Source organism: Conexibacter sp. CPCC 205762, assembly GCF_030646155.1.
Taxonomy (GTDB): domain Bacteria; phylum Actinomycetota; class Thermoleophilia; order Solirubrobacterales; family Solirubrobacteraceae; genus Conexibacter.
Genome location: NZ_JAUTDN010000001.1, coordinates 111,694 through 122,780, shown reverse-complemented (window position 1 = coordinate 122,780; position 11,087 = coordinate 111,694). Strand labels below are relative to the sequence as shown.

The following is an 11,087-nucleotide window of genomic DNA, read 5'->3' as shown; positions in this document are numbered from 1 at the left end:
GACCCAGTACCATCGCCGCCATGCGAGAGCTTGCTCCGGATGTCTGGCAGCTGGACGGGTTCCCAGCGAACAGCATCAACGTCTATGTGATCGGCGACGTGCTGATCGACTCCGGCTCGCCGATCGACGGCGGGCGGGTGCTGAAGCAGGTGCGCGACAGAGCGCTGTCGGCGCACGCGCTGACCCACGGCCACTTCGACCACTACGGCTCCAGCGCGAAGGTCTGCCGCGAGCTGGAGCTGCCGCTGTGGTGCGGCGCCAACGACGTCAGAGCGGTCGAGGCCGGCAAGCAGATCGGGCTCGGACGGCGGACCGTCAGCGGGATGGGCGCGAGAGCGGTGCCGGTCGCGAGAGCGCTGCGGGAGGGCGACGAGGTCGCCGGCTTCACCGTCCTCGACGTGCCCGGCCACTCCCCCGGCCACGTCGCCTATTGGCGCGAGTCCGACCGCGTGCTGATCGCCGGCGACGTGATGTGGGGGTTCAACCCGTTCACGCTGCGCGGCGCGATCCGCGAGCCCTACCCGGCGCTCAGCCCCGACGCCGGGCGCAACCGCATCTCGGCGCGGCGGCTGGCGTCGCTGCGACCGGAGCTGGTCGCCTTCGGCCACGGGCCGCCGCTGGGCGATCCCGACGCCTTCGCGGCGGCGGTCGCGAAGCTGCCCTGAGGCGGCGCCGGCTGCAATCCGGCTGCAACCGGATTGCAGGCGACATCCGTCCAGAGGCGGTCGCGAGCGGGAGTGAGATCGGTCGGTCTGGGTAACGTTGACGCATGTTGCGTGAGGACGTGACCTTCGACGCCTGGGGTTCTCGCTGCGCCGCCTGGCTCTACCGGCCTGATCAGGCCGCTGCCGTGGCCGATCCGCGCGGTCTCCCCTGCGTCGTGCTCGCGCACGGGTTCGCGGGCGTGCGCGAGGCGCGGCTCGACGCCTTCGCCGCGCGCTTCGCCTCCGCCGGCTTCGCGGCGCTCGTCTTCGACTACCGCGGCTTCGGCGCCAGCGAGGGCCAGCCGCGGCAGCTGCTGTCGATCCCGGGCCAGCTGGCCGACTGGGCGGCGGCGATCTCCTACGCCCGCTCGCTCGACGGCGTCGACCCGGAGCGGATCGCGCTGTGGGGCACATCCTTCTCCGGCGGCCACGTCGTCACGACCGCCGCGCGCGACCATCGCATCGCCGCGGTGATCGCGCAGGCGCCGTTCGTCGATGGGCTGCGGCAGGCGCTGTCGGAGCCGATCCCGCAGGCGCTGCGGCTGACCGCCGCCGCTTTGCGCGACGAGCTGGGCGCGGTGCGTGGCGCACCTCCGCGGCTGATCCCGGCCGTCGGCCCGCCCGGCTCGCTGGCGGCGATGACGCAGCCCGGCTCCGAGGCCGGCTACCACGCGATCGTGCCGGCGGGCGCGCCGTGGTCCAACGCGGTGGCGGCGCGGGTGCTGCTGCGGCTGACCGCCTACCGCCCGCTGCGCCACGCGGCGGAGATCGCGTGCCCGCTGCTCGTCGCCGTCTGCGACGAGGACGAGGTGACGCCGCCGCAGCCGGCGCTGACGCTGGCCGAGCGGGCGCCGCGCGGCGAGCTGGTCCGCTACGCCGGCGCCGGCCACTTCGACATCTACGCCGGCGAGACGTTCGAGCGCGCCGTCGCCGACCAGATCGCCTTCTTCACCGAGCAGCTGCGCACGACGCCCGCGCCGCTGCCCGAGCCGGCGCTGGTGTAGCGGCACCACTGCCCGCTCTGGCGGCTTCGCCTGAGGGCACGGGCGGCGCCGGCCGCCGCCGCGTCCGCACCTGGCAGACGCGCGACGGTCGCGGGCGCGGCGCGGCGTCAGCCGCCGATGCTGGCGTAGACCTCGTCGAGCAGCGCGGCGCGGTCGGCGAGGTTGAAGTGCTCGGCGAGGTAGACGTCGGTCTCCTCGCGCGACGTGCCGCTGAGCGCCATGTCGAGCGCGACGAGCCGGGCGCTCTCCTCGTTGTCGTCGCCGGTGGAGGCAGCGGCGGGCGCCGCGGCCGGCGCGGCGGCCACAGGGCTCGCGGAGGCGGGCGTGGCGGCGACCGGGGCATCGGGGTCGGCGACGAGCGCGTCGCGGTCCAGCGGCGCGCTGCCGTTGCGGCGCGGCGCGTCGGGATCCTCCTGCGCGACCGGCTCGCGGCCGATCGCCGGTGCCAGCGGGCGCGCGGACGGCGGCTCGACGGCGTCCGGCGGCTCCGGCTCGAAGCGTGGGCGGCCGGCGACCGAGGCCAGCTCGCCGAGGTTGCCCTCCAGCAGCTGGAGGTCGGCGTGGACGCGGTTGGCGCCGGTCCGCAGCGTGTCGAGCAGCGTGTTCAGCTCGCCCTGCATCGCGTCGACCCGCTGCAGCAGCGCCGAGGTCGCCTCGGCGACTCTGCCGACGTAGTCGTGCGCGGAGTGGTTGGCGTCGTCGCGCGTGCGCTTCGCCTCGGCGGAGGCGTCGTCACGGATCTCGCGCGCCTCCTCCTCGGCTTGCCGCGTGATCTCGTCGGCGCTCGCCTCGGCGGCGGAGATGACCGCGCGGACCTGCTCGCTGGCGGTCGTGGCGACCGTCTCGGTGCGCTGGCGGGCGGAGCGCTTGAGCCCGTCGACCGAGTCGGCGACGTCGCGCAGGTGCGTGTCGACCGCCTCCGGGTCGTAGCCGCGACGACCGATGGGGAAGTCCTTCTTCTCGATGCTCTGGCGGTCGAGGGCCACGGCGGGCATACCTCCGTCGGGGGATGGCGATTCGCCCCGAAGCCTAGCGAGCGGGCCAGCCGGCCGACGATGTCGCTGGACGCCCGACTGGCGCGTCGCCGTCCGTCCAGCCGCTGGCACGCCGTCGCCGCCTGGCGCGCGCCTTGCCGGACGCGCGCGCTGGCCCGTGCGGGCGGCCGTCAGGGCAGCCGCACGCCGCCGTCGGCGGCCCGCACCACGAGGCCGTCGCGGGCGAGGCCGTCGAGCGCGCGCGCCATCCGCTCGGGCGCGATCGCGCTCGGCAGCGGCTCGCCGGCGGCGAGCGCGGCGACGATCCGGCCGCGCACGTAGCGGTCGGTCTGCTCGAACCGCTCGGCGCCGCGGGTCCGTCTCGGCGGTGGCGGCAGCGGCTGGCCGCGCGAGGCGCAGCGTTCGAGCGGACAGTCGCCGCAGGCGACGGCGCGGGCGCCGCAGACGGTTGCGCCGAGCTCCATCATCGCCTGGTTCCAGTCGGCAGCGCGGCCGTGCGGGAGCCACTCGGCGGCGCGCGCGGCGAGCGCTCTGGCGGGCCGGTGGACGCGATCGTGGCGCTCGATCACCCGTCTGACGTTCGTGTCGACGGCGGCGACCTGCTCGCCGAAGGCGAACGAGGCGACGGCGGCGGCCGTGTACGGCCCGATCCCCGGCAGTCTCAGCAGCCCCTCGGCGTCGGCCGGCCAGCCGTCCTGCGCGACGGCGCGGGCGCAGGCCTGCAGCGCGAGCGCGCGGCGGTTGTAGCCGAGCCCGCTCCACAGCCGCAGCACATCGGCCGTCGGCGCGGAGCCGAGCGCCTGCTCGTCGGGGAAGCGGTCCAGGAACGCCTCGTAGTAGGGCACGACGCGGGCGACCTGCGTCTGCTGGAGCATCACCTCGGAGACGAGGATCCGGTACGGGTCACGCGTCCGCCGCCACGGCAGGTCGCGGCGCACGGCCGCATACCAGGAGAGGACGGCGTCATGGTCGACCGGCACGCCGCAGGACGCTAGCGCGCCGCCCGGCGTCGCGTCCGCGCCCGCGGCGACCGGCGACCGGCGACCGGCGACCGGCGACCGGCGACCGGCGACCGGCGACCGGCGACGACGCTAACGCGACGGGATCTTCGGTGCGGCGCGCTGCTCGGCGAGCGCGATGTCGAACTCGCGGCGCAGCGACTTGATCTCGTCGCGCAGCGTCGCGGCGTACTCGAAGCGGAGATCCTCGGCGGCGGCGAGCATCTCCTCCTCCAGCTCGATGATCGCCTTCTCCAGCTCGGCCGGTCTCAGCTGTCTGGCGTTGACTCTGCTGCGCCGTCTGCGGCCCTTCGGCACCTTCGACTCGGCCTGCAGGAACTCGGCGATGTCGGAGATGCCCTTGACGATCGACTCCGGCGAGATGCCGTTGTCCTCGTTGTACTTGAGCTGGATCGCGCGGCGCCGGTCGGTCTCCTCGAGCGCGATCTGCATCGCTCTCGTCTCCTTGTCGGCGTACATCACGACCTTGCCGTCGACGTTGCGGGCGGCGCGGCCGATCGTCTGGATCAGCGACGTGGCGCCGCGCAGGAAGCCTTCCTTGTCGGCGTCGAGGATCGCGACCAGCGAGACCTCCGGCAGGTCGAGCCCCTCACGCAGCAGGTTGACGCCGACGAGCACGTCGTACTCCCCCAGCCGCAGCTCGCGGATGATCTGGATCCGCTCGATCGTGTCGACCTCAGAGTGCAGGTAGCGGACCTTGAAGCCCATCTCCAGCAGGTAGCCGGTGAGGTCCTCCGACATTCTCTTCGTCAGCGTCGTCACCAGCGTGCGCTCGTCCCGCTCGACCCGCTGCTTGATCTCGTTCATCAGGTCGTCGATCTGGTTTCTCGTCTCGCGCACGTCTATCTGCGGGTCGACGATCCCGGTCGGGCGGACGATCTGCTCGACGATCCGCGGCGAGTGCGTCCGCTCGTACTCGCCCGGCGTCGCCGAGACGAAGACCAGCTGCGGCGCGATCGAGAGGAACTCCTCGAATCTCTGCGGGCGGTTTCCGAGCGCGCTCGGCAGGCGGAAGCCGTAGTCGATCAGCGTCTGCTTGCGCGAGCGGTCGCCCTCGTACATGCCGCCGATCTGCGGCACCGTCTGGTGCGACTCGTCGATGAAGACGACGAAGTCCTCGGGGAAGAAGTCGATCAGGCAGTACGGCCGCTCGCCCGGTCTGCGGCCGTCGAGTATCTGCGAGTAGTTCTCGATGCCGGAGCAGAAGCCCATCTCGCGCAGCATCTCCATGTCGTACTGCGTGCGCTGGCGCAGGCGGTGCGACTCCAGCAGCTTGCCCTGTCTCTCCAGCTCGGCGCAGCGGTCGTTCAGCTCGCGCCCGATCTCGGCGACGGCGTCGGCGATCTCGTCCTGGTCGACGTTGTAGTGCGAGGCCGGCCAGATCGCGACGAACTCGAGATCCTCCTCGATCAGCTCGCCGGTCAGCGGGTCGAAGTGCTGGACCTCCTCGACCTCGTCGCCGAACAGCGTCACGCGGTAGGCCGTCTCGGCGTACGCCGGGAAGACCTCCAGCGTCTCCCCGCGCACGCGGAAGGTGCCGCGCGAGAGCACCTGGTCGTTGCGCTGGTACTGGATCGAGACGAGCTTGCGCAAGACTTCGTCGCGATCGACCTCGCCGCCGCGTCTGAGGATCACCATGTTGCGGTCGTACTTCTCCGGCGAGCCGAGGCCGTAGATGCTGGAGACGGAGGCGACGACGATCACGTCTCTGCGCGCGAACAGCGAGGCCGTCGCCGAGTGGCGCAGCCGCTCGATCTCGGCGTTGATCGCCGAGTCCTTCTCGATGTAGAGGTCCCGGCTGGGGACGTACGCCTCTGGCTGGTAGTAGTCGTAGTACGAGACGAAGTACTCGACCGCGTTGTCCGGGAAGTAGGTGCGGAACTCGTTGCAGAGCTGCGCGGCGAGCGTCTTGTTGTGCGCCATGATCAGCGCCGGCCGCTGGACGGCCTCGATCGTGGCGGCCATCGTCATCGTCTTGCCGGTGCCGGTGGCGCCGAGCAGCGTCATCGCGCGCTCGCCGGCCTCGATCCCCTCGGCCAGCGAGGTGATCGCCTTCGGCTGATCGGCCGTGGGCGCGTAGGTGGAGTCGAGGCGGAAGGGCGGCATCGTCAGACGACGATAGCGACCCCGCCGGACGAACACATGTTCGCGCGAGCGGCCAAGCCGGCGCGCGCACGCCCCGTCTAGCGGATGCCCAGCTCCGTGGGATAGGTCTGCGCGTAGTCGCGTCTCGCGTCGCGGACGCGATCGACGTACGCGCGCGTCTCGCCGAACGGGATGTCGGCCTCGCTGAACGGCTCGCCGCGTGCGTCGGCGGCCGCGATCCACTCGTTGACGTTGCCCATCCCGCCGTTGTAGGCGGCGAGCGCGCGCACCTCGTCGCCGTCGTAGTGGTCGAGCAGGTAGCGCAGGTACCAGCTGCCGTAGGCGATGTTGACTCTCGGCGTCGACAGGTCCTCGATCGTGAACGCGGTGCCGCCCGATCTCTGCGCGATGAACTGCGCCGTCTCCGGCATCAGCTGCATCAGCCCGAGCGCGCCGGCCGACGACGTCTGGTCGACGAACTTCGACTCGGCGTAGATGACACCGGCGATCAGCGCCGGATCGAGGTTCTTCTCGCGCGCCTGCAGGCGGATCTCGTCGGCGTGCGCCAGCGGCAGCGTCGAGAAGTCTCTGACCGCCGTTCTGAACAGCGGCGCCAGCAGCGCGATGCCGCCGATCACGAGGCCGAGCAGCGCGAAGCCCAGGAAGGCGCGACGGCGCCGGGCGGCGGCGCGCTGCTGGGCGGCGCGGCGGCGCACCGTCGTGGCCTGTGCGGCAGGACTCATCCGTTCAGCTTTGCAAGCACCGCCGACAGCTCTTGCTCGAGCTGCTCGACAGAGCCGTCGTTGACGACCACGTACGTCGCCCGCGCCGCCTTCTCCTCCTGCGACAGCTGGCGTCTGGTCCGCTCGGCGACAGCTGCGTGGCCGCGGGCGCCGGCGCGCTCCTCGCGCAGACCCTCCGGCGCGACGATCACCAGCGTCGCGTCGAAGCCGGCCTCCATGCCCGCCTCGAACAGCAGCGGGACCTCGTTGACCGCGGCGGGCGGTGGCGGATCCTGCGCCAGCACCTGCTCACGCCAGGCGCCGATCCGTGCGCCGACGCGCGGCCACAGGATCGACTCGAGCCAGGCGCGCTCCTCAGGCGCGGCGAAGGCGTGTCTTGCGACGGCGGCGCGATCTACGACGCCGCCGGGCGCGACCTCCTCCCCCCAGCGCGCGACGACCAGGTCGCGCACCTCGGCCGTCTCGTACAGCTCGTGCACGACGGCGTCGGAGGAGATCGTCGCCGCCCCGAGGCGCCGCAGCGCCTCGAGTGCGGTGGACTTCCCGGCGGCGATGCCGCCGGTCAGTCCGACGAACGGGACTCGGTTGCCCGCGATGGGACCGTTACGCCTGCTCGGCGTCGTCGGTCGCGGGCTCCTCGGCGGGAGCCTCCTCGGCAGCGGCCTCCTCGGCGACCGCGGCGTCCTCGGCGGCAGCCTCGGCAGCCTGCACCTCGGCGACGACCTCGGGAGCCTCGGCGACGGCCTCGACCGAATCGGCCTCGGCAGCCGGCGCCTCGGCGACCGGCTCGTCAGCGGCCGGCTCGTCCGTTGCCGGCTCGTCGAGGGCCGGGGCGGCCTCGGCGGGCGCAGCCTCGGCGAAGACGTCCTCCGACAGGCCCAGGTCGGGCACGTTGTCGTAGTTCTCGCCCTCGACCTCGCCACCCTCGAGCGGCACGCCCTCCTCGCCCTCGGGACGGCGCAGCGGCAGGATCTGGCCCTCGACGCGCTTGATCGACAGCGACAGACGGCGGCGCTCGGAGTCGATCTCGAGGATCTTGACCTTCACCTCGTCGTTGGGCTGGATGATCTCGCGCGGGTTCTCGACGTGGTGCTGCGCCAGCTCCGAGATGTGCACGAGGCCCTCGACGCCGTCGAGGATCTCGACGAAGGCGCCGAACGTGACGACCTTCGTGACTCTGCCTTCGAGCTCGTCACCGACGTTGTAGGTGTCGACGACGCGCTGCCACGGATCCTCCTGGGTCTGCTTGAGACCGAGGGAGATGCGCTGACGGTCGCGGTCGATGTCGAGCACCTTGACGCTGACGGTGTCGCCGATCGAGAGGATCTCGCTGGGGTGGTTGACGTGCGACCACGACAGCTCGGAGATGTGGATCAGGCCGTCGATCCCGTCGAGGTCGACGAACGCGCCGAAGTCGACGATGTTCGAGATCGTGCCCTCGACGATCATGCCCGGCTGGAGGCGATCGAGGATCCGCTCGCGGTCCTCTCTGCGCTGCTCCTCCAGGACCGCGCGACGCGACAGCACGACGTTGTTGCGCGAGCGGTTGAGCTCGATGACTCTGCACTCGATCGTCTGGCCGAGGTACTCGTCCAGGTGCGGCACGCGACGGATGTCGACCAGCGAGGCGGGCAGGAAGCCGCGCACGCCGAGGTCGATGATGAGACCGCCCTTGACGACCTCGATGACCGTGCCGTCGACCGGCTCGCCGGACTCGGCGGCAGCCTCGATGCGGCGCCAGGCCTTCTCGAAGCGGGCGCGCTTCTTCGAGAGGATCAGACGTCCGTCCTGATCCTCCTTGGTGAGGACGAGCGCGTCGACCTCCTCGCCCATCTCGACCTCGTCCTTGGGGTCGACCGACTTGCGGATCGACAACTCGTTGGACGGGATGACGCCCTCGGACTTGTAGCCGATGTCGACGAGGACTTCGTCCTTGTCGATGCGGACGACGTGGCCGGTGACGACGTCGCCCTCCTCGAAGGGAGTGAGCGTCGCGTCGTAGTTCGGGACGATCTTGCCGTCGATCTCGAGCAGGAGACCGTCGGAGCCCTCCACGATCGTGGCGGTGGGCTGAAGGTCGGTAGTGGACATAGGGGACCTGGTAGGGAACAGAAAGTACGAAGTAGAGCCGAAGAAGGGTACCGGAGAGATGGGGCCGCCGGTGGTCAGCCTGCTCGTCCGTAGAATCTGCCGCTATGCCGAAGCGTGCAACGAAGCGCGGCGCGGAGCGGACCCCCCTCTCCCGCGACGCCGACGTCCTGATCTGCGGCGCCAGCTTCGCCGGACTCGCGGTCGCACGCGAGCTGGCCGGATCGGGCGCGCGCGTGCTGATGATCGACCGCTACGAGGTCGGTGAGCGACAGACCTCGGCCTGCGCGGCGCCGACCGACTGGCTGATCAACCTCGGCCTGATGGACGCGCACCGGCAGACCTTCCAGGAGCTGGTGATCCACACGCCGCACACGTCGGTCAGATACGCCCTGCCGTGGTCGTTCTCGACGTTCGACTACAGAGAGATCTGCGCGCTGCTGCAGCAGCAGGGCGACGCCGAGTTCGAGATCGCGAAGGTCGACGGGCGCACCGGCGACACGGTCCACACCGATCGCGGCGACCTGACGGCGCCGCTGATCGTCGACGGACTCGGCTGGCGGCGGATCCTCGGCGCCGGCGAGAACATCCAGCCGCCGGACGCGCTGCTGTCGCGCGGGCTGGAGGTCCACCCGAGGGGCGAGAACGAGGACCTCGAGATCTGGATCGACCGCACGATCGTGCCGGCGGGCTACGGCTGGAGCTTCCCCGCGCGCGACGAGCTGCGAATCGGCGTCGGCTCGTTCGACCCGCACCACCACGTCAAGGACCCGACGGTGAAGTTGGCGGAGGACCTCGGCAAGGGGCCGGACGGCTTCCAGGGCAACTGGATCCCGCACGCGCTGCGACCGGCGACCGACGACGGCGTCTTCATGGTCGGCGACTCGGCCGGGCACTGCCTGCCGCTGACGGCCGAGGGGATCCGCACGGCGCTGTACTTCGGACTGGCGTGCGGGCGCGAGCTGCGCGCGGTCGTCGAGGGCACGCAGACGCGCGAGGCGGCGCTCGGTCGCTACCACGCCTTCAGCGCCGGGCACAGATTCGCCTTCGACTCGATGCTGAAGGTCCAGCGGCTGATCCCGCGGATCCACCCGCGCGCATTGGCGCCGGCGCTGGGCGCGATGGGCACGAAGCGGTTCGTCGACTGGTCGTTCGGCCACTACCTGAAGATCGCGCCGCCCGAGTACGCGCTCGGCGGGCCGCACGGCGCGCGCTTCGCCGCGTCGCGGGCCGGCGGTGGCGGTGGCGCCGCGGCGGGTGCCGCGGGCGCGACACCGGTCGCCGCGAGCGCGTAGGCGCCCTCGCGTCACGCCGGTCGCTGCGGGCGCGTAGGCGCCCTCGCGTCAGAAGCCGCGCTGGCCACGCTCGTGCTCGCGCGCGAGCCGCTCGCGCTGCGGCCGGTGCCGGGCTACGTAGAGGATGTGCCCGATCCACAGCAGCGCCAGCGCGATCACGACTGCCGTCGCCAGCCCCGCCTCCGAGGAGCCGAAGGCGCCGAGCGCGAGGAAGAAGACGTACGCGACGACGACGCCGGCGATCAACGCCCAGAACCCCTGCGACAGCACCCGTCCCGCGGCGCTCGCGCGCGGATGCTCACCGCGGATGTGCAACTGACCCACGGCCTCTCCTCTCTCCTCCGCCCTGCTTCGTGACAATCGTTGCTTACCCGCTCACGCGGGCGGCAACACCGGCGGCGGAGGAGCCGGGCTCAGGCGTCGCGATCGAGACGAGCGACGAGCCGCCGGATCGGTCCGGTGCTCCAGCGCCAGAACATGCCCGGCCACTCCCACCAGGCTTCGGGTTCGCTGACGCTCTGCGAGAAGTCGATTCCGAAGTCTCTGTCCACATCCATTCCGTGGAACATCACTCTGCGCTTTTCCGGCATGGCGGTCACTCTACTCCCACGAGCACTGCGATCCAAAGCGCCGCGTGGACGACCACGAGGACCGCGAACGTTGTTGACAGACGTGTCATCCAGCTCACCATTTGCTTGTTGCATGCGCAGGCGTTCTCGTATGCCAACGCGACGGCCATCAGCCAGTCGGACGGGTCATAGACGGTCCGCCATCTCGCGCTCGTCGCTGCCGTGTGGACCTCCTCGAGGGTAAGACTGAAGCGCATTCTCCAGGGCGCCAGCAGGAGCGCGGCGACGAGCAGACCGCCGCCGAGCGCGGCGAGCGCGAACCAGGCGAGCGGGGTCGCGCCGGCCTCGCGCAGGGCGCCGGCGCCGAGGAAGGAGGCGACGAGCGCGTGGGCCGCGAGCAGCGTGCCGGCGCGCTGGCGGATGCCGGCGACCTGCGCTTCCTGGTCGGCGAGCGCATGGCGGCCGGCGTCGTAGGCGATCTGCTCCAGGCGAGGCACGTCATCCACGCTACGCCCTGCGATTCGGCCCTTTGCGCAGAAGTGGCGACGTCTCCACAGAAAATGTGCACGGCGTGGGAACTTGCGC

At 71.6% G+C, this 11,087-nt stretch carries 12 protein-coding genes; 3 read left to right on the top strand and 9 right to left on the bottom strand.

Annotation, left to right across the window (positions count from 1 at the left end; translation table 11 throughout):
- Positions 1–20 precede the first annotated feature (20 nt).
- Positions 21–665: an MBL fold metallo-hydrolase gene (locus Q7L73_RS00545; protein WP_304688087.1), complete on the top strand. Its 645-nt coding sequence runs from the start codon at positions 21–23 to the stop codon at positions 663–665.
- Positions 666–769: 104 nt separating this feature from the next.
- The gene (locus Q7L73_RS00540) at positions 770–1,708 is read left to right on the top strand and encodes an alpha/beta hydrolase (RefSeq protein WP_304688084.1); all 939 of its coding nucleotides are present in this window, start codon (positions 770–772) and stop codon (positions 1,706–1,708) included.
- 107 nt (positions 1,709–1,815) lie between these two features.
- On the opposite strand, the gene Q7L73_RS00535 is transcribed toward Q7L73_RS00540, so the two are convergent.
- The 6 genes from Q7L73_RS00535 to rpsA form a co-directional block, all read right to left on the bottom strand.
- A complete protein-coding gene (locus Q7L73_RS00535; RefSeq protein ID WP_304688082.1) occupies positions 1,816–2,694 on the bottom strand; it encodes a DivIVA domain-containing protein in 879 nt (292 codons plus the stop codon).
- Between the two features lie 179 nt (positions 2,695–2,873).
- Positions 2,874–3,683 carry an A/G-specific adenine glycosylase gene (locus Q7L73_RS00530; protein WP_304688080.1) on the bottom strand — a complete coding sequence of 270 codons (810 nt, stop codon included), beginning with the start codon at positions 3,681–3,683 and terminating at the stop codon, positions 2,874–2,876.
- A gap of 111 nt (positions 3,684–3,794) precedes the next feature.
- Positions 3,795–5,828, bottom strand: a complete 2,034-nt coding sequence (gene uvrB / locus Q7L73_RS00525) for an excinuclease ABC subunit UvrB (protein ID WP_304688079.1) — start codon at positions 5,826–5,828, stop codon at positions 3,795–3,797.
- A 77-nt stretch (positions 5,829–5,905) separates the two neighbouring features.
- Positions 5,906–6,550, bottom strand: coding sequence for a lytic transglycosylase domain-containing protein (locus tag Q7L73_RS00520; RefSeq protein ID WP_304688077.1), 645 nt, complete (start codon positions 6,548–6,550; stop codon positions 5,906–5,908).
- Positions 6,547–7,116, bottom strand: a complete 570-nt coding sequence (coaE, locus tag Q7L73_RS00515; protein WP_304688193.1) for a dephospho-CoA kinase — start codon at positions 7,114–7,116, stop codon at positions 6,547–6,549. Before coaE ends, Q7L73_RS00520 begins: the two co-directional genes overlap by 4 nt.
- Before the next feature lie 37 nt (positions 7,117–7,153).
- Positions 7,154–8,641 carry a 30S ribosomal protein S1 gene (gene rpsA / locus Q7L73_RS00510; protein ID WP_304688074.1) on the bottom strand — a complete coding sequence of 496 codons (1,488 nt, stop codon included), beginning with the start codon at positions 8,639–8,641 and terminating at the stop codon, positions 7,154–7,156.
- A 104-nt stretch (positions 8,642–8,745) separates the two neighbouring features.
- Between rpsA and Q7L73_RS00505 the strand changes: the two genes are divergently transcribed.
- Positions 8,746–9,933: an FAD-dependent monooxygenase gene (locus tag Q7L73_RS00505; RefSeq protein ID WP_304688072.1), complete on the top strand. Its 1,188-nt coding sequence runs from the start codon at positions 8,746–8,748 to the stop codon at positions 9,931–9,933.
- A gap of 48 nt (positions 9,934–9,981) precedes the next feature.
- On the opposite strand, the gene Q7L73_RS00500 is transcribed toward Q7L73_RS00505, so the two are convergent.
- The 3 genes from Q7L73_RS00500 to Q7L73_RS00490 all read right to left on the bottom strand — a co-directional run bounded on the left by Q7L73_RS00500 (position 9,982) and on the right by Q7L73_RS00490 (position 10,999).
- Positions 9,982–10,257 carry a hypothetical protein gene (locus Q7L73_RS00500; RefSeq protein ID WP_304688070.1) on the bottom strand — a complete coding sequence of 92 codons (276 nt, stop codon included), beginning with the start codon at positions 10,255–10,257 and terminating at the stop codon, positions 9,982–9,984.
- A gap of 89 nt (positions 10,258–10,346) precedes the next feature.
- Positions 10,347–10,523: a hypothetical protein gene (locus Q7L73_RS00495; RefSeq protein ID WP_304688067.1), complete on the bottom strand. Its 177-nt coding sequence runs from the start codon at positions 10,521–10,523 to the stop codon at positions 10,347–10,349.
- A 5-nt stretch (positions 10,524–10,528) separates the two neighbouring features.
- The gene (locus Q7L73_RS00490; RefSeq protein WP_304688062.1) at positions 10,529–10,999 is read right to left on the bottom strand and encodes a hypothetical protein; all 471 of its coding nucleotides are present in this window, start codon (positions 10,997–10,999) and stop codon (positions 10,529–10,531) included.
- Positions 11,000–11,087: the final 88 nt, after the last annotated feature.